Annotated in this window: 35 protein-coding genes and 2 tRNA genes; 7 read left to right on the forward strand and 30 right to left on the reverse strand. The window is 69.9% G+C overall.

Translation table 11 applies throughout. The annotated features are described in order from the left end of the window. Window positions 1-31 precede the first annotated feature (31 nt). The 19 genes from P0592_RS00210 to P0592_RS00300 form a co-directional block, all read right to left on the reverse strand. A complete protein-coding gene (locus P0592_RS00210; RefSeq protein ID WP_276272247.1) occupies window positions 32-763 on the reverse strand; it encodes an isopentenyl phosphate kinase in 732 nt (243 codons plus the stop codon). Next, window positions 760-1,743, reverse strand: coding sequence for a mevalonate kinase (gene mvk, locus P0592_RS00215; RefSeq protein ID WP_276272248.1), 984 nt, complete (start codon window positions 1,741-1,743; stop codon window positions 760-762). The genes P0592_RS00210 and mvk overlap by 4 nt, the downstream gene beginning before the upstream one ends. A gap of 47 nt (window positions 1,744-1,790) precedes the next feature. Further along, complete coding sequence (locus tag P0592_RS00220) at window positions 1,791-1,934, reverse strand: hypothetical protein (RefSeq protein WP_276272249.1); 144 nt, start codon at window positions 1,932-1,934, stop codon at window positions 1,791-1,793. Window positions 1,935-2,003: 69 nt separating this feature from the next. After that, window positions 2,004-3,353: a cytochrome P450 gene (locus P0592_RS00225; RefSeq protein ID WP_276272250.1), complete on the reverse strand. Its 1,350-nt coding sequence runs from the start codon at window positions 3,351-3,353 to the stop codon at window positions 2,004-2,006. Window positions 3,354-3,421: 68 nt separating this feature from the next. Continuing rightward, window positions 3,422-3,802 (reverse strand): DUF5518 domain-containing protein, encoded by a 381-nt coding sequence (locus P0592_RS00230; protein WP_276272251.1) that lies wholly within the window; start codon window positions 3,800-3,802, stop codon window positions 3,422-3,424. 48 nt (window positions 3,803-3,850) lie between these two features. Continuing rightward, the gene (locus tag P0592_RS00235) at window positions 3,851-4,231 is read right to left on the reverse strand and encodes a DUF5518 domain-containing protein (RefSeq protein ID WP_276272252.1); all 381 of its coding nucleotides are present in this window, start codon (window positions 4,229-4,231) and stop codon (window positions 3,851-3,853) included. A 105-nt stretch (window positions 4,232-4,336) separates the two neighbouring features. After that, the gene (gene rpsB / locus P0592_RS00240) at window positions 4,337-5,125 is read right to left on the reverse strand and encodes a 30S ribosomal protein S2 (protein WP_276272253.1); all 789 of its coding nucleotides are present in this window, start codon (window positions 5,123-5,125) and stop codon (window positions 4,337-4,339) included. Continuing rightward, complete coding sequence (eno, locus tag P0592_RS00245; protein ID WP_276272254.1) at window positions 5,122-6,327, reverse strand: phosphopyruvate hydratase; 1,206 nt, start codon at window positions 6,325-6,327, stop codon at window positions 5,122-5,124. Before eno ends, rpsB begins: the two co-directional genes overlap by 4 nt. After that, window positions 6,324-6,503, reverse strand: a complete 180-nt coding sequence (locus P0592_RS00250; RefSeq protein WP_276272255.1) for a DNA-directed RNA polymerase subunit K — start codon at window positions 6,501-6,503, stop codon at window positions 6,324-6,326. The genes eno and P0592_RS00250 overlap by 4 nt, the downstream gene beginning before the upstream one ends. Next, a complete protein-coding gene (locus P0592_RS00255) occupies window positions 6,500-6,700 on the reverse strand; it encodes a DNA-directed RNA polymerase subunit N (RefSeq protein WP_159901306.1) in 201 nt (66 codons plus the stop codon). Before P0592_RS00255 ends, P0592_RS00250 begins: the two co-directional genes overlap by 4 nt. Before the next feature lie 12 nt (window positions 6,701-6,712). Next, complete coding sequence (locus P0592_RS00260; RefSeq protein ID WP_276272256.1) at window positions 6,713-7,111, reverse strand: 30S ribosomal protein S9; 399 nt, start codon at window positions 7,109-7,111, stop codon at window positions 6,713-6,715. Continuing rightward, the gene (locus P0592_RS00265) at window positions 7,105-7,542 is read right to left on the reverse strand and encodes a 50S ribosomal protein L13 (protein ID WP_276272257.1); all 438 of its coding nucleotides are present in this window, start codon (window positions 7,540-7,542) and stop codon (window positions 7,105-7,107) included. The genes P0592_RS00260 and P0592_RS00265 overlap by 7 nt, the downstream gene beginning before the upstream one ends. Continuing rightward, window positions 7,539-7,889: a 50S ribosomal protein L18e gene (locus P0592_RS00270; protein ID WP_276272258.1), complete on the reverse strand. Its 351-nt coding sequence runs from the start codon at window positions 7,887-7,889 to the stop codon at window positions 7,539-7,541. The genes P0592_RS00265 and P0592_RS00270 overlap by 4 nt, the downstream gene beginning before the upstream one ends. A gap of 24 nt (window positions 7,890-7,913) precedes the next feature. Beyond that, window positions 7,914-7,998: transfer RNA gene (locus P0592_RS00275), tRNA-Leu, on the reverse strand. A 104-nt stretch (window positions 7,999-8,102) separates the two neighbouring features. Beyond that, window positions 8,103-8,882 (reverse strand): DNA-directed RNA polymerase subunit D, encoded by a 780-nt coding sequence (locus tag P0592_RS00280; RefSeq protein WP_276272259.1) that lies wholly within the window; start codon window positions 8,880-8,882, stop codon window positions 8,103-8,105. Window positions 8,883-8,885: 3 nt separating this feature from the next. Next, window positions 8,886-9,278, reverse strand: coding sequence for a 30S ribosomal protein S11 (locus P0592_RS00285; RefSeq protein WP_276272260.1), 393 nt, complete (start codon window positions 9,276-9,278; stop codon window positions 8,886-8,888). Continuing rightward, window positions 9,275-9,787, reverse strand: a complete 513-nt coding sequence (locus tag P0592_RS00290; RefSeq protein WP_276272261.1) for a 30S ribosomal protein S4 — start codon at window positions 9,785-9,787, stop codon at window positions 9,275-9,277. The genes P0592_RS00285 and P0592_RS00290 overlap by 4 nt, the downstream gene beginning before the upstream one ends. Beyond that, window positions 9,787-10,314 carry a 30S ribosomal protein S13 gene (locus P0592_RS00295; RefSeq protein WP_276272262.1) on the reverse strand — a complete coding sequence of 176 codons (528 nt, stop codon included), beginning with the start codon at window positions 10,312-10,314 and terminating at the stop codon, window positions 9,787-9,789. The genes P0592_RS00290 and P0592_RS00295 overlap by 1 nt, the downstream gene beginning before the upstream one ends. Window positions 10,315-10,337: 23 nt before the next feature. Further along, window positions 10,338-10,422: transfer RNA gene (locus tag P0592_RS00300), tRNA-Ser, on the reverse strand. A gap of 190 nt (window positions 10,423-10,612) precedes the next feature. On the opposite strand from P0592_RS00300, the gene P0592_RS00305 reads away from it, so the two are divergent. Continuing rightward, the gene (locus tag P0592_RS00305; RefSeq protein WP_276272263.1) at window positions 10,613-10,909 is read left to right on the forward strand and encodes a hypothetical protein; all 297 of its coding nucleotides are present in this window, start codon (window positions 10,613-10,615) and stop codon (window positions 10,907-10,909) included. A gap of 68 nt (window positions 10,910-10,977) precedes the next feature. Continuing rightward, on the forward strand, window positions 10,978-12,057 hold the full coding sequence (locus tag P0592_RS00310) for an Mrp/NBP35 family ATP-binding protein (protein ID WP_276272264.1): 1,080 nt from the start codon (window positions 10,978-10,980) through the stop codon (window positions 12,055-12,057). 42 nt (window positions 12,058-12,099) lie between these two features. Here P0592_RS00310 and P0592_RS00315 read toward each other — a convergent pair whose 3' ends face one another. The 5 genes from P0592_RS00315 to cofD form a co-directional block, all read right to left on the reverse strand. Further along, the gene (locus P0592_RS00315) at window positions 12,100-12,291 is read right to left on the reverse strand and encodes a 30S ribosomal protein S17e (RefSeq protein WP_276272265.1); all 192 of its coding nucleotides are present in this window, start codon (window positions 12,289-12,291) and stop codon (window positions 12,100-12,102) included. A 185-nt stretch (window positions 12,292-12,476) separates the two neighbouring features. After that, complete coding sequence (locus P0592_RS00320) at window positions 12,477-13,082, reverse strand: DUF447 domain-containing protein (RefSeq protein ID WP_276272266.1); 606 nt, start codon at window positions 13,080-13,082, stop codon at window positions 12,477-12,479. After that, complete coding sequence (locus P0592_RS00325; RefSeq protein ID WP_276272267.1) at window positions 13,079-13,942, reverse strand: triphosphoribosyl-dephospho-CoA synthase; 864 nt, start codon at window positions 13,940-13,942, stop codon at window positions 13,079-13,081. The genes P0592_RS00320 and P0592_RS00325 overlap by 4 nt, the downstream gene beginning before the upstream one ends. Continuing rightward, window positions 13,915-14,661 (reverse strand): tRNA-dihydrouridine synthase, encoded by a 747-nt coding sequence (locus P0592_RS00330; protein ID WP_276272268.1) that lies wholly within the window; start codon window positions 14,659-14,661, stop codon window positions 13,915-13,917. The genes P0592_RS00325 and P0592_RS00330 overlap by 28 nt, the downstream gene beginning before the upstream one ends. Then, complete coding sequence (gene cofD, locus P0592_RS00335) at window positions 14,661-15,653, reverse strand: 2-phospho-L-lactate transferase (protein WP_276272269.1); 993 nt, start codon at window positions 15,651-15,653, stop codon at window positions 14,661-14,663. Before cofD ends, P0592_RS00330 begins: the two co-directional genes overlap by 1 nt. A gap of 136 nt (window positions 15,654-15,789) precedes the next feature. Between cofD and P0592_RS00340 the strand changes: the two genes are divergently transcribed. From P0592_RS00340 to P0592_RS00350, 3 genes are read left to right on the forward strand one after another with little or no spacing between them, the layout of a single operon-like run. Beyond that, window positions 15,790-16,329, forward strand: a complete 540-nt coding sequence (locus P0592_RS00340) for a protein-tyrosine phosphatase family protein (RefSeq protein ID WP_276272270.1) — start codon at window positions 15,790-15,792, stop codon at window positions 16,327-16,329. Between the two features lie 55 nt (window positions 16,330-16,384). Further along, complete coding sequence (locus tag P0592_RS00345; RefSeq protein ID WP_276272271.1) at window positions 16,385-17,608, forward strand: HD domain-containing protein; 1,224 nt, start codon at window positions 16,385-16,387, stop codon at window positions 17,606-17,608. 21 nt (window positions 17,609-17,629) lie between these two features. Next, a complete protein-coding gene (locus P0592_RS00350) occupies window positions 17,630-18,652 on the forward strand; it encodes an amidohydrolase family protein (protein WP_276272272.1) in 1,023 nt (340 codons plus the stop codon). 75 nt (window positions 18,653-18,727) lie between these two features. Here P0592_RS00350 and P0592_RS00355 read toward each other — a convergent pair whose 3' ends face one another. Continuing rightward, window positions 18,728-19,366 (reverse strand): IS6 family transposase, encoded by a 639-nt coding sequence (locus P0592_RS00355; protein ID WP_276272273.1) that lies wholly within the window; start codon window positions 19,364-19,366, stop codon window positions 18,728-18,730. A gap of 66 nt (window positions 19,367-19,432) precedes the next feature. Here P0592_RS00355 and P0592_RS00360 point away from each other — a divergent pair, with 66 nt between their 5' ends. Next, complete coding sequence (locus P0592_RS00360; RefSeq protein WP_276272274.1) at window positions 19,433-19,906, forward strand: universal stress protein; 474 nt, start codon at window positions 19,433-19,435, stop codon at window positions 19,904-19,906. A gap of 1 nt (window position 19,907) precedes the next feature. Here the strand turns inward: P0592_RS00360 and P0592_RS00365 are convergent, their stop codons facing one another. After that, window positions 19,908-20,849 (reverse strand): biotin--[acetyl-CoA-carboxylase] ligase, encoded by a 942-nt coding sequence (locus P0592_RS00365; RefSeq protein ID WP_276272275.1) that lies wholly within the window; start codon window positions 20,847-20,849, stop codon window positions 19,908-19,910. A 215-nt stretch (window positions 20,850-21,064) separates the two neighbouring features. Then, a complete protein-coding gene (locus P0592_RS00370) occupies window positions 21,065-22,909 on the reverse strand; it encodes an acetyl-CoA carboxylase biotin carboxylase subunit (protein ID WP_276272276.1) in 1,845 nt (614 codons plus the stop codon). Between the two features lie 175 nt (window positions 22,910-23,084). On the opposite strand from P0592_RS00370, the gene P0592_RS00375 reads away from it, so the two are divergent. Further along, window positions 23,085-23,930, forward strand: a complete 846-nt coding sequence (locus P0592_RS00375) for a DUF4097 family beta strand repeat-containing protein (RefSeq protein WP_276272277.1) — start codon at window positions 23,085-23,087, stop codon at window positions 23,928-23,930. 54 nt (window positions 23,931-23,984) lie between these two features. On the opposite strand, the gene P0592_RS00380 is transcribed toward P0592_RS00375, so the two are convergent. Genes P0592_RS00380 through P0592_RS00390 form a run of 3 tightly spaced genes read right to left on the reverse strand, consistent with a single transcriptional unit; the run spans window position 23,985 to window position 24,935 of the window. Then, the gene (locus tag P0592_RS00380) at window positions 23,985-24,269 is read right to left on the reverse strand and encodes a DUF7521 family protein (protein ID WP_276272278.1); all 285 of its coding nucleotides are present in this window, start codon (window positions 24,267-24,269) and stop codon (window positions 23,985-23,987) included. After that, the gene (locus tag P0592_RS00385) at window positions 24,256-24,594 is read right to left on the reverse strand and encodes a hypothetical protein (protein WP_276272279.1); all 339 of its coding nucleotides are present in this window, start codon (window positions 24,592-24,594) and stop codon (window positions 24,256-24,258) included. The genes P0592_RS00380 and P0592_RS00385 overlap by 14 nt, the downstream gene beginning before the upstream one ends. Beyond that, the gene (locus tag P0592_RS00390; protein WP_276272280.1) at window positions 24,591-24,935 is read right to left on the reverse strand and encodes an ArsR/SmtB family transcription factor; all 345 of its coding nucleotides are present in this window, start codon (window positions 24,933-24,935) and stop codon (window positions 24,591-24,593) included. The genes P0592_RS00385 and P0592_RS00390 overlap by 4 nt, the downstream gene beginning before the upstream one ends. Between the last annotated feature and the right edge of the window lie 32 nt (window positions 24,936-24,967).

Here is a 24,967-nt window from a genome sequence, read left to right on the forward strand (position 1 = left end):
TGCCGGCAAATAGGTTACGCCGGCCCGGAGCTCACTCGATGGTGGTCCCGGGCGCGCCCCCGGCGAGGAACGCGGCCAGCGCGTCGGGGCCGAAGACGTGTGCGGGGCTGTCGAGCGCCAGCAAGGCCCGGACCTTCCCCGCCATCCCGCCGGAGACGTCCGTCGCGTCGCTGTCGCCCAGGGCCGCCGCCACGTCCTCGAACGCCCCGATACGGTCGACGACGGCCCCCGACTCGTCGAGGACGCCGGGGACCGTCGAGCAGACGCCGACGCGGTCGGCGTCGACCGCGACCGCGAGTTCGACCACCAGTTCGTCGCCGCTGAGGACCGTCGCTCCCTCGCCCTCGTGGGCGACGAGGTCGCCGTGCAACACCGGGACGAACCCCTCGGCCAGCAGCGTCCGGACCTGCCCGGTCGGGAGCGTCAGCTCCCCGTCGGCGTCGCGGCGGCCCGCCGAGAACGGGTGGACCGGCACCGCCGGCACGCCGCGGTCGGCCAGCGCCTCGACGACGGCTGCGTTCAGCCGCTCCATCGACCCGGTGATGGCCCGCACGCCCGCGTCGTCGTGGGTGCCCGTCGTCGTGCTGACGCCGTACGCGTCGGCGTGGTGGTGGCCGAAACTGCCCGCGCCGTGGACGAGGACGACGTCCCGGGGGCCGTCGGCGACCGCGTCGGCGGCGGCCGCAAGCGCGTCGTCGTCGACCGTCTCGGGCTCGTCTTTCGCCGTGACGACGCTGCCCCCGAGCTTCAGGACCAGCGTCATTCCCGTCGCACCCCGTCGGTGTCCAGCTCGGCGCGGAAGGCGTCCTCACAGCCGGGCGTGTACCGCAGCGCCGTGAGCGCGCCGTCGGTGTCGTCCAGCGCGACGATGCAGCCGCCGCCGCCGGCTCCGGTGAGTTTCGCCCCCATCGCACCGGCGTCGCGGGCGGCCCACACCATCGAGTCCAGCGACCGCGAGGAGACCCCCAGCGCCGACAGCAGGCCGTGGTTGAAGTCCATCAGATCGCCCAGCGTCCCGTAGTCGTCCGTCCCCAGCACGGCCTCGCCCTCCCGAACCACGTCGCCGATCGCCGCGACGGTGTCGGCGGCGAAGTCGTACTCCGCCCGGAGGCTGCGGACGCCCGCGACGAGCGCGCCCGTGTCGCCCGCGCCGCCGTCGTAGCCGATGACGAACGGGAGGTTCCCGACGCCGTCGACGGTCCGGCAGTCGTCGCCCTCGACGCGGACGGCACCGCCCATCGCCGAGCAGAACGTGTCGGCCCGCGAGGCCTGGCCGTCCTGGACGGCCATCTCGACCTGGTAGGCGCGCTCGGCCACCTCGGCGGGGGTGAGCTCGACCCCGAGTTCCCGCGTCGCGGCGTCGATGGCCGCGACGACCACCGCGGCCGACGACCCCAGGCCCGCCCCCAGCGGGATGTCGCTCGCGATCTCGATCTCGAAGCCGGCGTCGGGCGCGTCCGCGGCGTCCCGGACCTGCGAGACGGCCTCGTTGACGTAGCCCATCGCCGCGTCGAGGATCGGCTGTGCCACGTCGACGTCCGGCTGGTCCTCGCCGTCGCCGTCGTACTCGACCGTGAAGCCGTCGAGCTGGAGGTCCTCGGAGTTGATCCGCAGCCCCTCGTCGATCTCGCGTGCCGACACCCGCGCTCGTCGCTCGATGGCACACGGGACCGCCGGCTCGCCGTACACCACCGCGTGCTCCCCGAACAGGTACACCTTCCCGGGAGCGCTCGACGTGACCATACCCGGTCCTGTGCCCGGAGGGGGTTAGGCGTTTTCGGAGCGGCCCGTCAGGAGAGTTTCACGACCGGACAGTTCGCGTGGTGGTCGACGACGGCCGCCTGCGGGTTCGAGAGGATGCGTTCGAGGTCCTCGTCGTCGAGTTCGATTCGCTGGTCGGTCTTCTTCTGACGGAGGTAGACAGCCCGTGACATCGACCGATGGTTACGTACCCCGACGTATGGCCCCGTCCGCTACCAGTATAGCAGGCCGTCGGGCCGGTGCTATACAGATAGTGACCGCTCGAGGACCCGCATCGACATCTCCTGGCGCGGGTGAGCGGTCAGCGACGGCAGCAGCTCCAGCGGCGTCTCGCCGAGGAACTCCAGCCGGTACTGCCGGGCCGTCGTCGCGACGATGAGCTGGGCCTCGAGCATCGCGAGGTGCTTGCCGATACAGTGGCGCGGCCCGCCGCCGAACGGGAAGTACGCGAACCGCGGCCGCTCGCCGGCCCGCTCGGGCCGCCAGCGCTCGGGGTCGAACGTCTCCGGGTCCTCGTAGAACCGCTCGGAGCGGTGGACCCCCCACTGGGGGAGCATCAGCGTCGTCTCTGCCTCGATCGGGTACCCCGAGAGGCGCACGTCCGCCGTCGGTTCGCGGAAGATGGTGTACACCGGCGGGTAGAGGCGCATCGCCTCCTGGATCACCCACTCCAGGTAGTCGAGTTCCCGGACGTGCTCCATCCCGGGCCGCTCGTCGCCGACGACCTCGTCCAGTTCCTCGTGGACGCGGGCCTCGACCTCCGGGTGTTCCGAGAGGAGGAACCACGTGTACGTCAGCGTCAGCGCCGTCGTGTCGTGGCCGGCCAGCAACATCGTCATCAGCTCGTCCCGCATCTGGTCGGGGCTCTCGACCCCGTCGTCGCGGGCACGGATCAGCACCGAGAGGAAGTCCATCGGGCCGTCCTCGGCGGTCCCGACGGAGTCCTCGCGGGCGGCGATGATGTCGTCCAGCACGCCGTCGAGCGTCTCGACCGCCCGGTCGAACGCCGCGTCGTCGGGCATCGGCATCCACTCGGGCATCGCGAACCGGATGGGGTCGGGTTCGAACCGCTGGCCCAGCGGGACCAGCTGCTCCTCGATGGTCTCGACGCGGTCCTCGGAGAGTTCGACGCCCATCATCAGGTCGAGGATGACGTCGAGGGTCACCCTGGTCATCTCCTGTTCGGCGTCGACCACGTCGCCGTCGGTCCACCCGTCTACCCGGTCCTCGGCGTGGCCCGTGATCCGGTCGGCCATCCCGGCCAGCCGACTCATCGAGAACGCCGGGTTGGCGAGCGCGCGCTGTTTCTCCCAGGTCTCGCCCTCGCTCAGCAGGAGCCCCTCACCCAGCAGGTCGCCCAGCGCGTCCCCCTGGAAATCCGGCTTGCGGAACCGGTCGGCCTCGGAGACCAGGACCCGTTCGATCGCCGTCGGGTCACACAGCATCACGGTGTCCATCGGCCCCATGCCGAACCGCGCCACGTCGCCGTAGGCGGTCTCCAGCGCCGAGATGAAGCGAAAGGGGTCCCGTGCGTACGTCCGACTGCTCCCGAACAGCGGTTCCCCGCGTGGACCCGGTGGTGTCCCAGACATCGACCGCTAGTTGGGCTGGACACGCTTGAATGGTGTGCCAAACCGCGGCGTTCGCGGCCTGTATCCGCTCAGAGCCAGCGGCTGGGGTCCAGCGATCGATCGGTGTGTCGACCGACCCAGATACCGGCCAGGCCGCCCACGGCGCTCAGTCCCACGGTGTACGCGAGGAAGAACACGCCGACGAGCACGAGAAAGAGGTCGTACGCGGGCGCGGACGGTGCGACGCCGAATCCGAGCAGGCCCGCGACGGCGAGTGCCGGCACGAACAGGACCGACAGGGGGACCGCCGCCCCGACGCCGGCCAGCGCCCCGAGCCACAGGCCGCGGGCGTAGCCCCCGCCGTCCCGGTCCGCCGCGACGGCTCCCCCGATGACCGACGAGAAGGGGACGAACGACAGGACCAGCGTCACGAGCGCGCCCCAACCGGCGGCGACGAGCGTCTCTCGCATCCCTGTCGAGGGCCTCGGGGCCGGCGGTCAAATAGCTGGCTCCGGTCGTCAGTTCCCGATGTCGGTCTCGTACTTGACGTAGTTGCCGAGCCAGCCGCCCGCGGCGCTCAGGCCGACGATGTAGATCGCACCGACGACGGCGACGACGAGGAAGAACACGAGACCGAACGCACCGAAGCCCATCGGTGCGCCGCCGCCCAGCACCATCCCGAGGAACACGACGACCACGAACAGGAACAGGACCGCCGACAGCGCGAGGCCGATGACGCCGGAGATGACGCCGACCCGGAGCCCGTCGTCTCTGTCGCCGCCTTCGAGGTAGCCGGCCAGCGCCCCGCCGAACAGCGGGGCGAAGGGGACGAAGCCGCTCAGGACGGCCGTCGCGACTGCGCCGATGAGCGCGTTGAGGAGGGTATCGCCTTGTGCCATCGTTCGCGGCTTGACGGGGCGGGTGCCTATGCTTTGTGCTCCGGGGCGGGACGCCGGCGTCGCCACTGACGGGCGAGCGGGCCGGAAAACCGTCGTCTCGAATCGTTAGATCTCGGACTCGAAGTCCGCCAGTTCGTAGGCGGGCTCGGCCCCGCGGCGGTCGAGCGTCTCGTTGGCCAGCAGCCAGTAGACGACCGACAGCGCCTTGCGCCCCTTGTTGTTGGTGGGGACGACCAGGTCGACGTTCGACGTGGTGTTGTTGGAGTCACACATCGCGATGACCGGGATACCGACCGTGATGGCCTCCTTGACCGCCTGGGAGTCGCCGATCGGGTCGGTGACGACCACGACGTCCGGCTCGATGTAGCCGTCGTAGTCCGGGTTCGTCAGCGTCCCCGGGATGAACCGGCCCGTGCGGGCGCGGGCACCGACGGCGTCGGCGAACTTCTCGGCCGGGAAGCGGCCGTACTGGCGCGACGACGCCACGAGGATCTGCTCGGGGTCGTAGTTGGCCAGGAAGTCCGCGGCGGTCCGGATGCGCTGGTCCGTCATCGACACGTCCAGCACGTACAGGCCGTCGTCGCGGACGCGGTGGATGAACCGCTCCATGTCCTGGGTCTTCTGCTGAGTCCCGATGTGGACACCGGCACCCAGGTAGTCGTCGACCGGGATGAGGAGGTCGGCCTCGGCCTGCTCGTCGGGCATCACGTCCTCGTCGAGCTGGGGGCCGGCGTCCTCGTCCTCGTCGGTTGTCTCGGCCGCTGCCGCCTCGTCGGCGGCGTCGGCGGGCTGTTCCTCGGCTGTGGGCTCGGCGTCGGTCTGTTCGTCGTCCGCCTCGGACGGGTCGAACTCGGACTCGGACGCGTCGAGGCCCTCTTTCTCGTTGCCGCTCATACTGCGTTGTCCTCGATACGGATGAGTTCGTTCAGCTTGGCTGTGCGCTCGCCGCCGACGGCACCCGTCTTGATGAACGGTGCGCCGGTCGCCACGGCGAGGTGTGCGATCGTGGTGTCCTCCGTCTCGCCGCTCCGGTGGGAGACGACCGACTCGTAGCCGTTCTCGGTCGCCAGTTCGATGGCGTCGACGGCGTCGGTCAGCGTCCCGATCTGGTTGGGCTTGATGAGGATGGAGTTGGCCGCGCCGGCGTCGATGCCGGCCTGCAGGCGCTCGACGTTGGTGACGAACAGGTCGTCCCCACAGATGAGCGTCTGGTCGCCGACCTCCTCGGTCAGCTCGGCGAAGGCCTCGTAGTCGTCCTCGTCGAGGGGGTCCTCGACGTAGACGAGGTCGTACTCCGCGACCTTCTCGGCGATGTACTCCTTCTGCTCCTCGGTGGACTTGACGCCGTCGTCGTAGACGTAGCCGCCCTCGTCCTCGTCGTAGAGCTCGGCCCCGGCGACGTCCAGGCCGAAGGCGATGGCGAAGCCGAAGTCGTCGGCGACGGTCTCGACGGCCTCGTCCATGATCTCGAAGGCCTCGTCGTCGGAGACCGACGGTGCCCACGCGCCCTCGTCGCCCTTGCCCGCGGGCAGGTCGCGGTCGGCCAGGATGTCGTGGACCTCCTGGTGGACCGCGGCGTTGGCGAAGACGGCCTCGGCGACGCTGGGTGCGCCGACCGGGGCCGCGAGGAACTCCTGGATGTTCGTGGCGTCGGCGGCGTGTTCGCCCCCGCCGACGATGTTGCCCAGCGGCGTCGGGAACTCGTTGCCCCGGAAGGTACCGCCCAGGTGCTGGAACAGCGGCGCGCCCAGCACGTCGGCACCGGCCTTCGCGGCCGCCATCGAGATGGCGACCGCGGAGTTGGCACCGATGCCGGAGAAGTCGTCCGTGCCGTCGGCGGCGTGCAGCGCCGCGTCGACGTCGCGCTGGTTCCCGGCGTGGACCTCGCCCACGAGCCGCGGGATGGCGTCCTCGCGGGCGTTCGCGATGGCCTCCTGGGCCGGGAGTTCGATGGCCTCGTACTCGCCGGTGCTTGCGCCGCTCGGTGCCTTGCCGCGGCCGAAGCCCCCACTCTCCGTGAGGACGTCTGCCTCGACGGTCGCGTTCCCGCGGGAGTCGAGGACGCGGCGGAGCCGGACGTCAGTGATTAGCGTCAATTGTGGTCACCTCGTTTCACCGTGAACGGGAGCACGTCCGCGTCGTACTCCTCGGCCGCGATGAGGATCGGTTGGGTCTGGTCCGTCTCGATGAGGACGGGTGCGCCGTGGGCCAGCTGCAGCGCTCGCGCGCCGAGTTTGCGGGCCTTCTCGTATCGGCTCTCCTGTGCGCTCATTGGTAGGGTGCGACGATGTCGACGAGGTCCTTGTGCGAGACGAGCATCCGGCGACAGCAGTGCCGCTCGACGCCGAGTTCGTCGAGGACCTTCTCCGGGTCCTCGGGCTCCTCGGCCTCGCGGGTGCGTGCCTTGAACTCCTCCCAGTGCTCGCCGACGACGTTGCCGCAGGTGAAACACCGGACCGGTACCATCATACTTGGATCACCTCAGCGGTAGGACTTCTGGTAGCGGGCCCGCGCGCCGGGACCGCCCCACTTCTTCGGTTCGGTCTGTCGGACGTCGTTGACCAGCAGCGAACGGTCGAACTCCATGTAGGCGTCGCGGAGTTCGGCGTCGTTCGTGAAGTCGACGAGGCCGCGGGCGATGGCGGTGCGGGCCGCGTCGGCCTGCCCCATCACGCCGCCGCCCTCGACGGTCACCTCGACGTCGACGTCGTCGCGGAGGTCCTCGTCCGCGATGCGGAACGGCTCCAGCATCTTCAGCTGGGCCAGCTCCGGGTCGACCAGTTCGACCGGCTGGGAGTCGATGCGCACCCGGCCCTCGCCCTCGCGGATCGTCGCGCGGGCGACGGCCGTCTTCTTCTTACCAGACGTGTTCGTTACCATGTCTTGTTCGCTCCGAGTTGCTCGCTGACGTCGGCCAGCGAGACGAACTTGATGTTCGACAGTCGGTCCAGCGACGTGCCTTCGACGACCTCGCCCTCCTCGTCGTGGGGGTTGCCGACGTAGACGCGGACGTTCTCGAACGCCTCGCGGCCACGCTGTTCCTTGTGGGGCAACATCCCGCGGATCGAGCGCTTGAGGATGCCGTCCGGGCGCTTCGGGTAGAAGTACCCGTTGTCGTTGCCGATGTCGACGCGCTTCTTGTACTTCTCGACGATCTGCTCCTCGCGACCGGTGATGACCGCGCGCTCGGCGTTGACGACGGCCACCGACTGGCCGTCCATCGCCTTCTCGGCGACCTCCGAGGCGACGCGACCCATGATGCAGTCGCGGGCGTCGACGACCACGTCGGCGTCGAACTCCGCGAGGCTCATCGGATCACCCGCACGTGGGAGCCTTCCGGATTGTTTTCGATAGCCTGTTCGAGCGGTACAGCCTCACCGACCTGGTCGATCTTCTTCTCGGCGGTGCCTGAGAAGTCGACCGCGGCGACGGTGACGTCCTTCTGCAGGACGCCGGAGCCGAGTACCTTGCCGGGCACGACGACGGTCTCGTCCTCCTGGGCGTAGCGTTCGATGCGGCCCAGGTTGACTTCCGCGTGTGTACGCCGGGGCTTCTCCAGCCGCTCGGCGACGTCGCCCCAGACGTTGCCGCCCGCGTCGCGGGCGGCCGACTTCAGGTCGGCGATGAGACTACTGAGTCTCGGGTTCGTCTTGCTCATAGAGTTCCTCCTTTGTCGGAAAAGTGCAGGGAGCAGGATTTGAACCTGCGGACCCCTACGGGACAGCGCCCTGAACGCTGCGCCGTTGGCCTGACTTGGCTATCCCTGCTCGCGTTCTTGCGTTTCACGTGCCCCGTAAAAACCCCTTCGGTCCTCGCGCTTCGGGGGCGGGCGGTCATCGGCGTGGAAGGGGTGTGTCGGATCACGGTGGCGTTACAGTTCGACTGCCTCTTTCAGTTCGGTCGCGCGGCCGCGCAGCGACTCGACCGCGCGCAGGACCAGTTCCTCGGTGGTGAACGAGCCGTCCGTCTCGACGTGGAACACGAAGGCGTTGGGCACGTCAGAGACCTCGACTTCCTTGCCGGGGTAGCGCTGGGAGAGGTCGTTGTCGAACGCCTCGGTGGCGACGAGCTCGCCGTTTTCGGCGTCGCCCGCGGCGTGCTCGGCGGCGGACTCCTCGATGACCCCCCGGAGGATGTTGGTCTCGTCGTCGGCGAACTCGCCCTTGTCGCCGACGACCTCGACGCGCTGGAGGTGGCGGTAGCCGACAGCGACGCCACCCTGGTGTTTGGCGTGTTCCTTGCCCGTGTCCAGGACGGCGTCGGCCTCGACTTCGAGGCGCTGGCCGTCCTTGAGATCGATGATGGGGACGTTGTCCTCTGCGGGCTCGACCAGCCCGTCGCTGGAGACGAGATCGCCCGAGTAGGCCGTCCCGGGACCGTCGACCGACAGCGACAGGGTCACCTCGTCGCCTGCCTCGAAGTCGTCGAGGTCGGTCGTCAGCGGGACCAGCCCGAGTCGCAGGCTGATCTGCTCGTTGAACATCACGCTGGTGTTCTCGATGACCCGGACGGTGTCGATGCTGAACGTGGGCACGTCGGCGATCATCGCCCGGCGGATGCCGTTGGCAAAGGCCGGCGTGATGCCACGCACGAGGAACCGCGCCTCCTCGTCGCCGCGGTCGACGAACTCAACCTCGTAGTCCTGTGTCATGTGTTAGAAGCCGGAGTTCTTGGGTGCGCGAGTGCCGTCGTGGGGCGTCGGCGTGACGTCCTCGATGCGGCCGATCTCCAGGCCCGCGCGAGCGAGGGCTCGGATGGTCGCCTGTGCGCCCGGCCCGGGGGAGGTCTGCTGGTTCCCGCCGGGACCGCGGACGCGCACGTCGACGCCCTCGACGCCCTGGTCGAGCGCCTTCTCGGCGACGACCTCGGCCATCTGCATCGCGGCGTAGGGCGAGGCCTCGTCGCGGTTCTGCTTGACGACCGTCCCGCCGGAGCTCTTCGCCAGCGTCTCCGCGCCGGTCTGGTCGGTGATGGTGATGATGGTGTTGTTGAACGATGCGTGCACGTGGGCGACGCCCCAGATTCCGTCGTTTTCGGCTTCGCTCATTCTTGGGCCTCCGCGCGTTCGGGATGCAGTTCGTCCGACAGCGAGCTGTTCTCGTCGAAGCCGACGGTGTCCTCGACGGCCACCTCGACCTTCATCGACGGGCGCGTGACCCGCTGGCCGCCGAGTTCGACGTGGCCGTGGACGATGAACTGCCGCGCCTGCTCGGGCGTGTTCGCGTAGCCCTTGCGGTAGACGACGGTCTGGAGCCGGCGTTCGAGGACATCGGTGACGTCCAGCGACAGGACGTCGTCCAGCGTGTCCTGCTCGTTGAGGATGCCGTAGCGCTTGAGGCGAGCGAGGAACTCGTCGGCCTCGTCGGTCTCGGTCGTCCGTCCGAGCAGTTCGCGGGCCTCGCGGCGGAAGCCGCGCAGTTCGGACTGGGCGCGCCAGAGCTCCTCCTTGTTCTTCAGGCCGTAGCGGCCGACGAGGTTCGACTCGTCGGCGATGCGCTCGCCCTGGTAGGGGTGGTTCGGCGTCTCGTAGAACTTCGTGTTGGAGCCGAGCGCCATTATTCGTCGTCCTCCCCGGCGGCCTCCTCGGCCTGCTCTTCCTTGATCGCCTCGACGTTGACGCCGATGGTGCCCTCGGTACGACCCGTGGACTTGGTTCGCTGGCCGCGGACCTTCTGCCCGCGCTTGTGGCGGACCCCGCGGTAGGAGTCGATCATCTTCATCCGGTTGATGTCCTGCCGGCGGGTGAGCTGGAGGTCGTTGCCGGTCTCGTGGGTGGTCTCGCCGGAGAAGTAGTCCTTCTGGTGGTTGGTCATCCACTCGGGGACCTCGTCGGCGTAGTTCTCGACGACCTCGACGACGTCGTCGATGACGTCGTCGTCGAGTTTGCCGATGACCTCGCGGCGGTCGACGCCCGCCTTCTGGGCGACGATGCGGGCCGCTCGGTGGCCGATACCGTTCAGTTCTGTCAGTGCTCGTTCGACGGACTTCGTGCCGTCGAGGTCGGTCTGTCCGATGCGAACGAAGTAGCGGATGTCCTCCTCCTCATCCGCGTCCTCGCCCGCGTTGGGGTCTTCTGCACTCATATGTGGGTAGTCGGTCTGGTGAGCGTCGTGGCGGGGATTCGAACCCCGGAGGCTGTACGCCACAGAGTTAGCAACCCTGCGCCTTGGGCCAGGCTTGGCTACCACGACACGTGCTTGCTGTACGCTCGCCCGCGACACGCGGACTCGGGAGCGGCACTCCCTACACGACTGTGCCCGAGACTATTCCGGGGTTGTATTTAAACGCAACGGACCGGCCCGGGCGCGACAGTCCGTTGCACGGCCGACGCCTGGCACCGACACCCAAGGAGATTAGCCGACGGCAGCCCAATCCCCGTCTATGTGGCCACCGGTCCGGGCTGACGGCGGTACCGACGTCGAGCCGACGGACAGAGCGGCGCTCCGGGAGCACCTCGAACGGTTCGCGGGGACCGTCACGGAACGGGCGGACGGCACCCTCAGAGCCGAGTTCGGCGGCCGGGCACACTTCGCCGTCGACCCCGACGGCCGGGTAGACGCCGGGATGCCACTCCACACCGTCGACGCGGTCGCCGATCGGCTGACCTTCGACCACGAGGGCGGCGAGGTCCACGTCGAGGGGTCGTCGGGCCTCTCGTACACCTTCCGCCGACCCTGACCGGTCGGAACGGCGCGACCCCGCCCCTGTCACAATCCTTATCGCACCTCCGGGGCCTACCCGGAGGTATGAACGAGGACGACGTTCGCGAGCGCCTCCGGGCCGTCGAGGACCCGGACCTCGGCGACGACATCGTGTCGCTGGATCTCGTCAACAGCATCGAGGTGACCGACGACGCGGTCGGCATCGACCTCGCACTCGGCGCACCGTACTCCCCGAACGAGACGGCCATCGCCGGGCGCGTCCGCGAGGAACTCGCCGACCTCGACCGGGAGATCGAGCTCTCGGCGAGCGTCGATCGCGGCGTCCCCGAGTCGGAGGACCCGCTCCCGAAGGTCAAGAACGTCATCGCGGTCGCCTCGGGCAAGGGCGGGGTCGGGAAGTCGACCGTCGCCGTCAACCTCGCGGCGGGGCTCTCACAGCTGGGCGCGCGGGTCGGGCTGTTCGACGCCGACGTCTACGGCCCGAACGTCCCCCGGATGCTCGGGGCCGACGAGTCCCCGCAGGCCACCGAGGAGGAGCAGATCATCCCCGTCGAGAAGTACGGGCTGAAGCTGATGAGTATGGACTTCCTCGTCGGGAAGGACGACCCCGTCATCTTCCGCGGCCCGATGGTCGACAACGTCCTCACCCAGCTGTGGGACGACGTGCTCTGGGGCGGGCTGGACTACATGATCGTGGACCTCCCGCCGGGCACTGGCGACACCCAGCTGACGATGCTCCAGCGGGTGCCCGTCTCCGGCGCGGTCATCGTCACCACACCTCAGGAGGTGGCGCTGGACGACGCTCGCAAGGGCCTGCGGATGTTCGGCCGCCACGAGACGCCCGTCCTCGGCGTCGTCGAGAACATGTCGACGTTCGTCTGTCCGGACTGTGGCGGCGAGCACGACATCTTCGGCAGCGGCGGCGGCCGCGAGTTCGCCGAGGAGACGGACATGCCGTTCCTCGGGGAGGTGCCGCTGGACCCCGACGTCCGGGAGGGTGGCGACGACGGCGAACCGCTCGTCCTCGACGAGGACAGCGAGGTCGGCGAGGCGTTCCGCGATATGGCAGCCCGTACCGCGAACATGCAGGGGATCGTCCACCGGAAGCGCCAGTCCGAGGGCAAGAGCGCGGCCGGCGCGGTCGAGGAACCCCACGAGCACTAGCGGCGTCGCTGCCCACCGGCGAGGACAGAGAGAAAGACCGGATTACGCCTCGACGGGGTTGTTGTACTTGCGCGTGACGTAGCCGGCGATGCGGTTGCGCACGCTCTTGGACTCGATGTCGGTGACCTCCTCGACGACGTCCTTGTTGTGCTCGAAGTCACCGCCGAAGGCGTCGGGGTATCGCTCCATCAGCAGCGTGCCGGTCTTCTTGACGTAGGCGGGTTTGATAGCCATACGTGTCATTTCAGAACTGGCGGTGAAAAAGGGTTCGAATCCGCACCGGCGAGCGAGGGTTCATCAGTGATCGCGGGGCCAGCGGACCCGTGTCCTGACGAACGCGGCGGTGTGGCAAGCGGGAGCGCGACGCGACACACCGCCGGCAGCCGGTCGTCGGACCGGGTCACCGCGTCGCCTGCTCGCTACCACTCCGCGTCGGTCAGTTCGCGAACGCGCTCGAATGCGGCGCGTTCGCGCTCGCTCCCGGCCGTCTCGACGACCGACTCGAAGTACCGGAGCCGGTCCAGCAGCGTCTCGGTGTCGTAGCTGTCGACGTCCAGCCGCGAGGCCGCGACCGTCGCCTCAACGACGGCGGCGTGGCCCCGGTTCGTCGTCGGCACGGCGCGGCGCTCGACGGCCGACTCGATCGGTGTCAGCGCCCACTCGACCCACCGGGTGCCGCCGTCCTCGCCGTCGGCCAGTCGCGCCACCGCGACCCTGACCCAGGCGTCCGCCGAGTCCAGCACCGGATCGGCCGCCTCGCGGACCGACAGCGCCGCCTCCGCGAAGTCGACCGGGTCGCGGGTGAACTGGACGTACCCCCCGCCCCGTTCGCGGAAGTTCCGCCACGTCCGGGTCCGACCCCACGTGGTCGCCGTCACGGTGGCGTCCGAATCCTCATCGTCCCGTCCGTCGTCCGGGGCGTGCAGCCCCAGCGCCGCGACGTTCCACAGGTCGTTCGGTCCCAGCGTCGTCACGACGGACTCGGTGACGCCCGCCAGCTCGACCGGCCAGTCGGCGTCTCTCACACCTCCACCCCCCGTTCGAGCGCCACGAACAGCGCGCCGGCGACGAGGTCCGCCGTCGTCCCGGGGTTGACGTCGCGGGCGACCAGTTCCTCGGCCAGCTCCGTCGCGTCCTCGTCGCCGTCGAGGACCGCCCGCGCCCGCCGCTGGACCTCCGCGGCCGTCTCGGGGTCGTCGCGCGTGACGACGAAGGTGTCCGGCTCCGCGGCCAGCAGTTCGAGGAAGACACGCGAGGCGCGGTCGGCGACCGGTCCCGTGGCGTCCCGAACGCGCTCGGCGGTGTCGAACACGCGCTCGAACCCGGCCGTCCACTCGGCGGCCACGCCGTCGACGTCGGCGCTGTCGGCCATCACGTCGGCCAGGGTCAGCCCGCGGCGTTCGAGTTCCGGGACTGCGTCGCTCCCGCGACGCACGTCCAGGGGTTCCATCCCCTCGGGCGGATCGTCGACCGCCACGTCGACGTGTTCGAACGCGCGGTAGAAGTCCGCGGCGTCGGCCACCGTCGTCGCGTCGACGACCTGCCGGACGCCGGCCCGTGAGAGCGCCCCATCGCCCGCGGCGGCGACCAGCGGCGACAGCACCAGCAGCGCACCGAACTGCGTGTTGCCGGCCGACTGGTCGGCCATCCCGTGGACCGCCCGCTCGAAGGCGCGGCCGACGCGTTCGCCCTCGGCGGCCAGTGCGAGTCCCGGCCGAGCGCCGACGGCACCCGCGAGGAAGTGCTCGAACCGGAGGTCGTCGTACTCGCGCTCGCGGTCGACGTTCCCCGGCTTGGGCGTCCCGGCGACCTCCAGCAGGAGGGCGAGTTCGGCGTTCTGAGCAGGCGTGCGACGGCTCACGGCCCCACCTCCGCCGCGAACCACTCGTCGGTGGCCGCTCGCACGTCGGCCAGCACCTCGGGATCGTCGCTCGGCCGGCCCACGCTGACCGCGTCGGCTCCGTACCCGAGGTACTCGCGGGCGGTCTCGCGGTCGCGGACGCCGTTGTTGGCGACGACGAACAGGTCCGTCGCCGCGACCACACGCTCGACGACGCTCTCGGAGTCCATCGCGTCGACGTGGACGGCGTCGCCGCCGGCCGACTCGACCGCCCGACAGACCGCCGGGAGGTCGACGCCCCCGACCTCCGCCCGGACCTTCACCGAGACCGGCGTACCGGTCGCCGCGGCCGCGCGGACCTGCGCGGCCAGTCGGTCGGTGTCCCGCAAGAGCGCCTCGCCCGCGCCGGCCGCGCACATCTCGTCCTGCCGGCAGTGGGCGTTGAGTTCGAGGACGGCGTCGTGGGCCGCACACACCTCGCCGACGCGACGGATCGGGGGGAGCGAACTGCTCCGGACGTTGAACGCCGGCCTGAGCGGCGAGTCGGCGAGTGCCGACAGTTGTCGGTCCACGAACGCGACCGGGTCCGCTGGCAGGAACTCCGAGCGATCCCGCTCGACCAGCCGCCGGGCGGCCTCCCGGGTCGCCCCGTCGAGCGCGATCCCCCCGAGGAACGCACAGCCGACGTGCTCGGCGGCCGCGCGCGCCCAGTCGGCGTCGGCCGCGCCGCTGAGACTCGCCAGCGCGACGCGGGGCTGGAACATCAGGCCACCCCCGCGAGCGCGTCCGCGACTGCGCGGGCGACCCGGGCGGCGTCCGCGTCGGTGTCCAGCGTCGTGTCCGTCCGCACGACCGGCCGGTCGAGGTCGGTCCCGTCCTCGTCGTCGAGGACGAACGCGTCGGCGAAGGGGTAGCACTCGGCGACGCCGGCGGTGCTCGGCTCGCGGCCAACACCGGCCAGCAGGTCGGCCGCCGGCCCCGAGAACACGCGGTCCTCGACGAACGGCGAGACCGCGACGACCGGGGTCTCGGCCAGCGCGGCACGGACCCCGTCGACGGCGAGCATCGGACCGATGGACGTCACGGGGTTCGACGGCCCGATCACCACCGGCTCGGCCAGCGCCGTCAGGACGGCGTCGGTCGCGCTCGCCCGCTCGCTGCCCCGGAACTCGACGTCCTCGACGGCCGGTTCGCCGTCCCGTCCGACCCACCACTCCTGGAAGTGCATCGGCCCGTCGGGCGTGTGGACGATCGTCGCCACGGGGTCGTCGCTCATCGGGAGCAGCGTCCGGTCGAGACCGAACGCGTCGGCCAGCGTCCGCGTCGCCTCGGTCAGCGTGTGCCCCTCGTCCAGCAACGAGGTCCGGGTGACGTGGACCGCCCGGTCCCGGTCGCCGATGTGCATAAACTCCGCGACGCCTGAGAACCGCCGCCAGCGCGCGATGTCACGGCCCGCCGTCTGCCGGTCCGCCGGCAGGTACCGCGGGCCGCCGTCGAGCCCGGCGGCGTCGGCCAGGCGGTGGAGCTCGTCGTGTGTCTCGGCGGTGTCGTCGGCGATTCCCCACCACGTCTCACTGTCGAGCGCGCCGCCGTCGAGGAAGAGGACCGTGTCCAGGTCCGGGCAGACGAGATGGCCGCCGAGTTCCACGTCGTCGCCGGTGTTGGCGACCACCGTCGACTCGGCGGGCGCGAACACGTCGTCGGCACCGGCGAGGAGCTTCGGCGTCCCCGTCCCGCCGGCGAGGAACGTCACCATACCCGAGGTAGGGAAGAGGGCGGCTAAAAACGTGCCCTTCCGCCGAGCGGCTCCGGAACTGTGAGTCGGAGAATCACACCTGAGAACTGCGCGGATAGCTTCAAGGCCGTTCGTGGTCTCTCTCCGTCCGGAATCTATGCGACCTGCGAACGCCCACAGGTTCGCCCCCGCGGCTCCCGACGAGTCTACCGTCTTCGGTGCCTGCGCTCCCGGCTGGCACGCCGCCGCCGACCACGCGGTCGCCCTCGACGACTGGCTCGCGGCGATGCGACGGGAGCGCGTCGAGCGGGTCTGCTGTCTCCTCCCCGGCCGCCAGCTCGACGCGACCGACGCGAATCTCGACCGATACGCCGACGCCCTCGGCGAGTCGAACGTCCTCCACGCCCCGGTCCCCGATCACCACCTCCTCCCCGAACCGCTCCTCCACGACGAGATCCTGCCCTTCCTCGCGGCGGCCGACGCCGCCGAGGAGCGCACCGTCGTCCACTGTCTCGCCGGTATCGGCCGGACGGGGCAGGTGCTGGCGGCGTGGCTCGTCTACAGTCGCGACTACGGTCCCGACCGGGCCGTCGAGACCGTCCGCGAACAGGGTCGGGACCCGCTCGACGCCGTCCGGGCCGGCAACGCGACCCGTGAGGAGCTGGACGACCTGCTCGTCTCGGTCACAGGGCGGTGAACGCGGCGGCGTCACGGCAGTAGCGTTTTGCGTGGGGCCACCGAAGCGGGGGACGATGACCACGATCAAGGACAGCGTCCACGACCACATCGAGGTCGAGGGCGTCGCCGAGGCGCTGCTGGACACGCCGGCCGTCCAGCGGCTCCGCCACGTGAAGCAACTCGGCACCGTGACGCTGGTCTATCCCTCCGCGAACCACACCCGCTTCGAGCACTCGCTGGGCGTGTTCCACCTGGCCGACCGGGCGCTCGCACACCTCGGGATCGAGGGGCAGCAGGCCGAGCGGGTGCGGGCGGCCGCCCTCCTCCACGACGTCGGCCACTCCCCGTACAGCCACAACATCGAGGCAGTCGTCCACCGAAGGACCGGCAAGTACCACGACGACGTCGCCGGCATCCTCGACGAGGGGGCCGTCGCCCGGGTGCTCACCGAGCACGGCCTCAACCCGGACCGGGTGGCCGGCCTGGTCGCCGGGGAGGGCGAACTGGGCCAACTGGTCTCGGGCGAACTCGACGTCGACCGGATGGACTACCTCGTCCGGGACGCCCACCACACCGGCGTCCCGTACGGCACCATCGACCACGAGCGGCTGGTCCGTCAGCTCCGCTTCGTCGACGGCGACCTGGTGCTCGACGAGGGCAACGTCCAGGCCGCCGAGTCGCTGCTGCTCGCGCGAGCGCTGATGAACCCGACCGTCTACAAACACCACGTCGCCCGCATCGCCAAGTCGATGCTGCGGCGCGGGACCGAGCGGCTGCTGGCCGCCAGCAACGCCACCGCCTCGGACCTGCGCCGCTGGGACGACAACGACCTGCTGGTGCGCCTGAGACAGAACGACGAGACCGAGGCCTACGCCCGGCGGCTGAGCGAGCGGGACCTCTTCAAGCGGGCCGTCTGGGCCGAACTCACCGCCGTCCCGGACGACCTGCTCGGGGCCGACCACCGGGACGTCCGCGCGATGGAACACGACATCGCCGAGGCCGCCAGCGTCGACCCGGACCGTGTCATCCTCGATATCCCCTCCGAGCCGTCGATGACCGAGTCCAGCAGCCGCGTCCTGGTCAACGGCGACATCCGGACGCTGAGCGACCAGTCGACGCTCGTCAACGCCATCCGGGCCGCCCAGCGGGACCAGTGGCGACTCGGCGTCTACGCGCCCGAGGGAGACAGCGAGCGGGTCGGCGATATGGCCATCCGCGAACTCGGCCTCGACCTCGACGGCGCTCGCGTGCGCGACATCCGCCCCGGCATCCACGCGACCCTCGATGAGTTTAACTGACCGTCGGGCCGAGGGTCGGCCATGATCGTCGAGGGGACCGTCTTGCGCGGTCGGTCGTTCGAGCCCGTCGAGGGGCGGGTCGTGATCGAGGACGGCGAGATCGCCGCCGTCGAGGAGGCCAGCGTCGAGGGCGACGCCATCGTCTGTCCGGCGTTCGTCAACGCCCACACGCACATCGGGGACTCCATCGCGAAGGAGGCCGGGGAGGGGCTCTCGCTTTCGGAACTCGTCGCGCCGCCGGACGGCCTGAAACACCGCCTGCTCCGGCAGGCCGACCAGTCCGAACTCGTCGAGGCGATGACTCGCTCGCTGTCGTACATGGAACGGAGCGGGACCGGCGCGTTCGTGGAGTTCCGCGAGGGCGGCGTCGAGGGGGTTCGGGCCATCCGCGCCGCGCTGGCCGACTCGGACCTCCGCAGCGTCGTCCTCGGCCGCGAGACGGTCGAGGCGATGGAGATCTCCGACGGGTTCGGTGCCAGCGGGGCCAACGACGGCGAGTTCGGGCGCGAGCGCCGGGCGACTCGGGACGCCGACAAGCTGTTCGGCATCCACGCGGGCGAGGTCGACAGCTCCGACATCAACCCCGCGCTCGACCTGGACCCGGACTTCCTGGTCCACATGGTCCACGCCGAGGACCTCCACCTCCAGCGCGTGGCCGACAGCGAGATCCCGGTGGCGGTCTGTCCGCGATCGAACCTCGTCACCGGCGTCGGCCGCCCCCCGGTCGAGGAGCTCTACGAGCGGACCACCGTCGCGCTCGGGACCGACAACGTCTTCCTCAACAGCCCCTCGATGTTCCGCGAGATGGCCTACACGGCGAAGCTGTACGACCTGCCCGCCCGCGACGTGTTGCGGATGGCGACGGTCAACGGGGCCGAGCTGGCGGGTCTCGACTGCGGCCTGATCGAGGCGGGACGGCCGGCCAGCGTGCTCGTCCTCGACGGCGACTCCGACAACCTCGCGGGCGCGCACAACCCCGTCCGCGCCGTCGTCCGGCGGGCCGAGACCGCGGACGTGGAGCGCGTCGTCCGCCCGGACGCGTAGCCGGGGGCTCCGGCCGACCACCGAGCCGTGTGTTAACACGCACCAAATAACTAAGCGCTCCGCCGCCCCGTCGTGTTAACTTTGGCATCGGTTCCACCAGACGGCGAATGCTTCGAGCCAAGATTCTGCTGTCGCCGGCTCGACGTTGCTAAACGTATTTGAGAACGAGGATGTTCGTCGTTTTACCTCACGAAAGACACGTTCGACGCTATTCCGATTTCCGTGGCGACGAATATGAAATCGGAGTCCAAACCGCGACAGTGCAGCTTGGAGATGGTCGGCGTCATCGATGAGAAACACCGCATCGTCGATGGCGTGTTTCTCGCGGAGTTCACGCAGAAACACGTGTGTTAGACCTGAGTTTGTCGTTGGAAACAGCCGTACGTGGAGGAACTCGTTGGTCTTGGGATCGACAGCGGCGTACAGCCAGTAGCGCTCGGTTCCGAGCTGAATTACAGTCTCATCGACCGCGATGTAATTCGACGATCTCGTGCCGGTTGGCTGTAGATCAGCCTTCTGCACCCAGTTGTGGATCGCCGTTCGACTGCGTTTGACACCCAACCTCTCAAGATACTGTTTGGTATTCGAAAGCGATAGACCAGCCAGATGCAACTGAATACCCACTTCAACGATCCCCTCCGGTGTCCGCTCTCGCTCCATAAAATCCAAATCGATCCAGTCGCTATCACCGGTGAGGCGGTCGATTTCGGGCATAGAACATTCGAAACACCGACCGCCTCATCCTTATCTTAACACGACGCCGCCGCCCAACAGGGACGTATGTACGACCGGCTACTGATCCCCACGGACGGGTCGGCTGGGATGCGGGGAGTGGTCAGCCACGCCGTTGCCCTCGCGGACACGCACGACGCCGAGATCCGCGGGCTCTACGTCGTCGACACCGGTCGATACTCGACGCTGCCGGTCGAGACGACGTGGGACGGCGTCACCGAGATGCTCCGCGAGGAGGGGGAGGTGGCCCTCGACGCCCTGCGAGAGGTCGCCGACGGGGTGCCGGTCGAGACGGCGATCCGCGAGGGAGCACCGAGCACGGAGATCGTCGCGCACGCTCGCGAGAACAGCGCCGACGCCATCGTGATGGGGACCCACGGCCGCGGTGGCATCGACCGCTTGCTCCTGGGCAGCGTCGCGGAGCGTGTGGTGCGCGCCTCGCCGGTCCCGGTCGTGACCGTGCCGGTCAGCGACGTACCAGAGGGGGAACGGGCGGCCGACACGGCTGGGGCCGCCGAGTAGGTCAGACCGGCCGCAGGTGGTCGCAGTCGCCGGCCGAGACGGTCACGCGGCCGTCGTCGGTCTCGACGACCAGCGCGCCGGGGAAGGCGACGTCGACCGCCTCGCCGACGACCTCGCCGTCGGGGGTCTCGACCCGTACCTCCCGGCCCAGCGTCCCGCTGTACTCGCGCCACTCGTCCAGCACCGCGTCGGGGTCGGTCCGCAGGTCGTCGAACAGTTCGAGGAACCGCTGTGTGAACGTACGCCGGTCCACCGGCTCGCCCAGTTCCGCCGAGAGACTGGTCGGCTCGGCCTCGGCGGGCAGGTCCGCGGGGTCGACGTTCGCGTTGACCCCGACGCCGACGACCACCCACGAGACGCGGTCGGCCTCGCCCTCCATCTCGGTGAGTATCCCGACGAGTTTCCGCTCGCCGTCCGCGCCGTCGACGAGCACGTCGTTGGGCCACTTGATCGACGCGTCGACGCCCGCCTCGCGGGCCGCCCGCGTCGCCGCGACGGCCGCCGCGAGCGTGAACACCGGCGCGTCGGCCATCGGCACGTCGGGTCGGACGAGCACGGAGCACCAGATGCCCCCGCTGGGGGAGTGCCAGTCCCGGTCGAGCCGCCCCCGGCCGCCGGTCTGCTCGTCGGCAAGCACCACCACGTCCCCGGCACCATCGGCGGCCAGATCCCGTGCTCGGGCGTTCGTGCTCGGGACGCTGTCGTGGTACTCGACGGTGAAGGGGGCGTCAAGCCCGTACTCGACGGCCGGGCCGCCGAACTCGGGGACCGCCGACAGCGTGTAGCCGTCGTCGCCGCTGTCGATCTCGAACCCCGCTTCTCTGAGTGCCTCGACGTGCTTCCAGACGGCCGACCGCGAGACGGCCAGCTCGTCCGCGAGTGCGGGTCCCGAGACCGGTCCGTCGGCCAGCGCCGCCAGCACCCGGTGTCGCGTCTCGTTCATACCCGGCGTTGGACGCCGGCCGACAAAAAGCGGGCGGGGATGCGGTGGCGGTGTCGTGCTGTGCGACGACGAACGGCAGACCCCGCCGAGCGGAGCGAGGCGCGGTTTCACTCCCAGCGCGCCGGCGGCGCGACTCGGAGGTGTTTCGTACTGAATTTTTGCGAGGTGGGTGCCCGCAGGGCCGAAGGCCCGAGGACACCCACCGACGTGAAGAGTTAGTCGAGGACGAACAGCCGGTCGCCCATGTCGACGGAGTCGCCCTCGGCGATGGCGACCTCGGTGACGGTGCCGCCGCGCTCGGCGACGATGTCGTTCTCCATCTTCATCGCCTCCAGCACGCAGAGCACGTCGCCGGACTCGACCTCGTCGCCCTCGGCGACGTTCACCTCGAGGATGGTGCCCTGCATCTCCGCCGACACCTCCTGCCCCTCGGTGCTGGAGCCGCCGCCGTCGCTGCTGCCGTCGGAGCCGCCTGGGCGGTCGGGTCGCTGCCCCCCACCGCCGCCGCTGGCGTCGACGTCACCCACGTCGATCGCGGGCGCGCCGCGCTCCTCGAGTTCGACCTCGAAGCGCTTGCCGTTGACCTCGACGGTGAACTCGCGCTCGGTGACCTCCTCGTCGTCGGGCTGGCTCTCGGACTCGGAGCCCCACTTCGCCTGGGCCTCGTCGATGCGCTCCTCGTCGAGGGTCTCGTCGAGGTACTTCGTGGTGTGCAGCGAGTCGACGAACGTCTGGTCGGTCAGCATCAGTCGGTGGAAGGGGATGACCGTCGGGAACCCCTGGATGTCGTACTCCGCGAGCGCCCGGCGGCCCCTGTCGATGGCCTCGTCGCGGTCCGAGCCGTAGACGATGAGCTTCGCGATCATCGAGTCGTAGTCGGTCACCAGGTCGTCGCCCTGCCGCAGCGCGTCGTCCATCCGGACGCCGATGCCGCCCGGCGGGTCGTAGGTCTCCAGCGTCCCGCTGTTGGCGGGGGCGAAGTCGTTGGCCGCGTTCTCGGCGTTGATGCGGAACTCGATGGCGTGGCCCTCGATCTCCACGTCGTCCTGCTCGAATGCCAGGTCCTCGCCGGCGGCGACCCGGAGCTGCCACTTCACGATGTCGATGCCGGTGATCTCCTCGGTGACGGTGTGTTCGACCTGGATGCGCGTGTTGACCTCCAGGAAGTAGAAGTTCGCGTCCGGCCCCAGCACCTCGTCGGGGTCCCGGTCGGGGTCCTCCTCGACGAGGAACTCGACGGTGCCGGCGTTGTAGTAGTCGGCTTCCCGGACCCCCCGGCGGGCCGCCTCGCCGATCTGCTCCCGGAGTTCGTCCGAGAGGGCGGCCGACGGTCCCTCCTCGATGACCTTCTGGTGCCGGCGCTGGAGCGAGCAGTCGCGCTCGCCGAGGTGCCGGACGTTGCCGGCGTGGTCGGCGATGACCTGCACCTCGATGTGGCGCGGGTTCTCCAGGTAGCGTTCGAGGTACACCGAGTCGTTCGAGAAGTACGCCTCGCCCTCCCGCTTGGCGGACTCGAGCTGGTCCTCGGCCTCCTCGGGGTCGTGGACGATCTTCATCCCGCGGCCGCCGCCGCCGCCCTCGGCCTTGATCGCGACCGGGAAGCCGTACTCCTCGCCGAACTCGACGACCTCCTCGGGGTCGTCAACGGGGTCGGTCGTCCCCGGGACGATGGGGACGTCGGCGGACTGCATGATCTTCCGGGCCTTGGTCTTCTCGCCGAGCTGCTCCATCGCGCCGCTCTCGGGCCCGACCCAGGTGACCCCCTCCGTGTTCTCGACCCGCTCGGCGAAGTCGGCGTTCTCAGCGAGGAAGCCGTAGCCGGGGTGGATGGCGTCCGCGTCTGCCTGCTTGGCCGCGTCGACGATCGCCTCCTGATCGAGGTACGAGTCCGCGGCCCGGGCGGGCCCGACGTTGTAGGCTTCGTCGGCGTAGCGGACGTGGCCCGAGTGTTTGTCCGCCTCCGAGTACACCGCCACCGTCTCCACACCCAGCTCTTCGCAGGCGCGCATTACGCGCACTGCGATTTCGCCGCGGTTGGCGACGAGCACCTTGTCGAACATACCACCCTATGCACGCAGTTACATCTTAAAACCACGCCTAGCAACAGTCCCCGAGCGCGGGGAAGGGGTGACGACCGCGAACTACCGATCGAATTTTTACTTAAATCTTTCCCCGATCTGACGGCGGCGCAACTGTCGAACGCTGTTGAAGGGGGTCGCACACGACAGTCGACACGTGAGCCGCAACATCACGAGGCGGACCTTCCTCGCGGGAGGTGCCGCCGCCGCCCTGACCGCTCTCACCGGGTGTAGTGCCACGACCCCCTTCGTCGGGAAACGGGAGGAGTCGACGCGGACCGTCGACGCCGCGGGACTCGACTCGCTGGCCGTCGATACCCAGATCGGCGATATCCGAGTAGTCGGAACCGACCGCGACGACGTCCGGATCCGCGCCGTCAAACAGGCCAGTTCCGTCCGTGCGGACATCTCGAAGCTCTCGCTTGACGTCCAGCGCAGCGACGGCACGCTCCGGCTCCAGTCGGACTGGACGGGCAGCACCGGCCTGTTCGCCGGTCGCCCATCGCTTGACCTCGACGTGGAACTCCCGCGCTCGCTCGCCGTCGACGGCGTCCGGACGCGAGTCGGCGACGCCGACGTGACCGACGTCGCCGGCGACCTGGAGGTCCGGAGCGACACGGGCGACGTGTCGGCCTCCGGGGTCGCCGGTGCCGTCACGGCGATCTCACAGACAGGGGACGTGACCGTTCGTTCGCCCGAGGTGCTGGCGGAGGCCACCGCTCAGACCGGCGACGTGGACGTCGAAATCCCCGCGATCGACGGCGAGACGACGGTCGAGACGCAGACGGGCGACGTGACCGCCCGGGTCGCCGCCGACCTCGACGCCGCGCTCGTCGCACAGACACAGACCGGCGACGTCCGCGTCGACGGACTCACGCTTCGCGAGTCCGAGTCCGACGACGGGTTCTCGGGTGACTCGATCCGGGGGACGCTGGGCGACGGCGGCCCGCGACTCACCCTCGAAGCACAGACCGGCGACGTGACGGTCCGGCCCATCGAGTAGCCGCGGACGTCGTCGCAGCCGCCCCCTTCTCGACGGCCGCGTGCCCGCGACCGCTCAGGTCCCCTCCAGCGAGTAGAGGACGGCGACCAGCCCGGCGTTGAAACAGCCCAACACGCCGAGCAGCGTCTCGGCGTCCGAGAGGTCCGCCAGCGGCGCGACCCCGTAGTTGACGAGGAAGGGCAGGACCGCGATGCAGGCGACGCCGACCGCGAGCAGGCGCATCGTCCCGCTGTCGTTCCGGCGCGCGCCGCGGTAGGCCAGCCCCGCGACGGCGGCCCCGAGCACGGCGGTCAGGGCGGCCGTCAGGAACCGGACCGTGGCGGGGTCAACGGCGACCATAGACCACCCCCAGGATGAGGAGGAGCCCGACCGCCTGGCTCGCGGTCGCGGCCGCGGCCCGGAGCGTCGGGTCCGTCCCCGGCACGTTCGAGAGGACGAGTCGCAACAGGATCGGCACCGTCGTCAGCAGGACCAGTCCGACGCCGAGCAGCCCCATCCCGCGGCCGCCGCTCGCCCGGTAGCCCCGGTAGAGCCGCACCGCGAGGTACAGCGAGAGCACCGTCGCGAGGAACAGCGCCCCGAACACGAGCAGGACGACGGTCGGCGACCCGCCGGTGGTCGTCTGGAGCGCGAGCGCCGTCGGTGCGGGGTGTGGGCCGGTCATTTGAATCCCTCGTACAGTCGCGTGAACGTGTCCGCGGGCGACTCCGTCCGCTCGACCTCGACGGTGAACCCGTCCTCGCCGAGGTCGACGTGGACCGCGTCCAGCGTCGCCCGGTAGGCCTTGTAGTGGTGCCCGTCGGGGTCGAGTCGCTGTTCCGTCTCTAGCAGGTCCGCCGCCTCGAGCCGGTCGACGCGCCGGTAGACCGTCGACGGGTCGGCGTCGCAGGCCTCGCTGAGCGCGTCGACGGAGCGAGCCTCGTCGCGCGTCGCTTCGAGGATGGTCCGAGCGTAGTCGTCGCTGACGAGGTCGACGACGTCGGCGTCCGGACCGCTCTCGCTCATCGTTCGCCGGGTTCTGTCCGGGGCACCATATC

The sequence above is a fragment of the Haloarcula litorea genome, from assembly GCF_029338195.1.
GTDB classification, from domain to species: Archaea; Halobacteriota; Halobacteria; order Halobacteriales; family Haloarculaceae; genus Haloarcula; species Haloarcula litorea.

Coding starts and splice junctions, on each gene's coding strand:
- P0592_RS00210 (WP_276272247.1), bottom strand. CDS start 763: ATGACGCTGGTCCTGAAGCTCGGGGGCAGCGTCGTCACGGCGAAAGAC.
- mvk (WP_276272248.1), bottom strand. CDS start 1,743: ATGGTCACGTCGAGCGCTCCCGGGAAGGTGTACCTGTTCGGGGAGCAC.
- P0592_RS00220 (WP_276272249.1), bottom strand. CDS start 1,934: ATGTCACGGGCTGTCTACCTCCGTCAGAAGAAGACCGACCAGCGAATC.
- P0592_RS00225 (WP_276272250.1), bottom strand. CDS start 3,353: ATGTCTGGGACACCACCGGGTCCACGCGGGGAACCGCTGTTCGGGAGC.
- P0592_RS00230 (WP_276272251.1), bottom strand. CDS start 3,802: ATGCGAGAGACGCTCGTCGCCGCCGGTTGGGGCGCGCTCGTGACGCTG.
- P0592_RS00235 (WP_276272252.1), bottom strand. CDS start 4,231: ATGGCACAAGGCGATACCCTCCTCAACGCGCTCATCGGCGCAGTCGCG.
- rpsB (WP_276272253.1), bottom strand. CDS start 5,125: ATGAGCGGCAACGAGAAAGAGGGCCTCGACGCGTCCGAGTCCGAGTTC.
- P0592_RS00250 (WP_276272255.1), bottom strand. CDS start 6,503: ATGAGCGCACAGGAGAGCCGATACGAGAAGGCCCGCAAACTCGGCGCG.
- P0592_RS00255 (WP_159901306.1), bottom strand. CDS start 6,700: ATGATGGTACCGGTCCGGTGTTTCACCTGCGGCAACGTCGTCGGCGAG.
- P0592_RS00260 (WP_276272256.1), bottom strand. CDS start 7,111: ATGGTAACGAACACGTCTGGTAAGAAGAAGACGGCCGTCGCCCGCGCG.
- P0592_RS00265 (WP_276272257.1), bottom strand. CDS start 7,542: ATGAGCCTCGCGGAGTTCGACGCCGACGTGGTCGTCGACGCCCGCGAC.
- P0592_RS00270 (WP_276272258.1), bottom strand. CDS start 7,889: ATGAGCAAGACGAACCCGAGACTCAGTAGTCTCATCGCCGACCTGAAG.
- P0592_RS00280 (WP_276272259.1), bottom strand. CDS start 8,882: ATGACACAGGACTACGAGGTTGAGTTCGTCGACCGCGGCGACGAGGAG.
- P0592_RS00285 (WP_276272260.1), bottom strand. CDS start 9,278: ATGAGCGAAGCCGAAAACGACGGAATCTGGGGCGTCGCCCACGTGCAC.
- P0592_RS00290 (WP_276272261.1), bottom strand. CDS start 9,787: ATGGCGCTCGGCTCCAACACGAAGTTCTACGAGACGCCGAACCACCCC.
- P0592_RS00295 (WP_276272262.1), bottom strand. CDS start 10,314: ATGAGTGCAGAAGACCCCAACGCGGGCGAGGACGCGGATGAGGAGGAG.
- P0592_RS00305 (WP_276272263.1), top strand. CDS start 10,613: ATGTGGCCACCGGTCCGGGCTGACGGCGGTACCGACGTCGAGCCGACG.
- P0592_RS00310 (WP_276272264.1), top strand. CDS start 10,978: ATGAACGAGGACGACGTTCGCGAGCGCCTCCGGGCCGTCGAGGACCCG.
- P0592_RS00315 (WP_276272265.1), bottom strand. CDS start 12,291: ATGGCTATCAAACCCGCCTACGTCAAGAAGACCGGCACGCTGCTGATG.
- P0592_RS00330 (WP_276272268.1), bottom strand. CDS start 14,661: ATGTTCCAGCCCCGCGTCGCGCTGGCGAGTCTCAGCGGCGCGGCCGAC.
- cofD (WP_276272269.1), bottom strand. CDS start 15,653: ATGGTGACGTTCCTCGCCGGCGGGACGGGGACGCCGAAGCTCCTCGCC.
- P0592_RS00340 (WP_276272270.1), top strand. CDS start 15,790: ATGCGACCTGCGAACGCCCACAGGTTCGCCCCCGCGGCTCCCGACGAG.
- P0592_RS00345 (WP_276272271.1), top strand. CDS start 16,385: ATGACCACGATCAAGGACAGCGTCCACGACCACATCGAGGTCGAGGGC.
- P0592_RS00350 (WP_276272272.1), top strand. CDS start 17,630: ATGATCGTCGAGGGGACCGTCTTGCGCGGTCGGTCGTTCGAGCCCGTC.
- P0592_RS00355 (WP_276272273.1), bottom strand. CDS start 19,366: ATGCCCGAAATCGACCGCCTCACCGGTGATAGCGACTGGATCGATTTG.
- P0592_RS00360 (WP_276272274.1), top strand. CDS start 19,433: ATGTACGACCGGCTACTGATCCCCACGGACGGGTCGGCTGGGATGCGG.
- P0592_RS00365 (WP_276272275.1), bottom strand. CDS start 20,849: ATGAACGAGACGCGACACCGGGTGCTGGCGGCGCTGGCCGACGGACCG.
- P0592_RS00370 (WP_276272276.1), bottom strand. CDS start 22,909: ATGTTCGACAAGGTGCTCGTCGCCAACCGCGGCGAAATCGCAGTGCGC.
- P0592_RS00380 (WP_276272278.1), bottom strand. CDS start 24,269: ATGGTCGCCGTTGACCCCGCCACGGTCCGGTTCCTGACGGCCGCCCTG.
- P0592_RS00385 (WP_276272279.1), bottom strand. CDS start 24,594: ATGACCGGCCCACACCCCGCACCGACGGCGCTCGCGCTCCAGACGACC.
- P0592_RS00390 (WP_276272280.1), bottom strand. CDS start 24,935: ATGAGCGAGAGCGGTCCGGACGCCGACGTCGTCGACCTCGTCAGCGAC.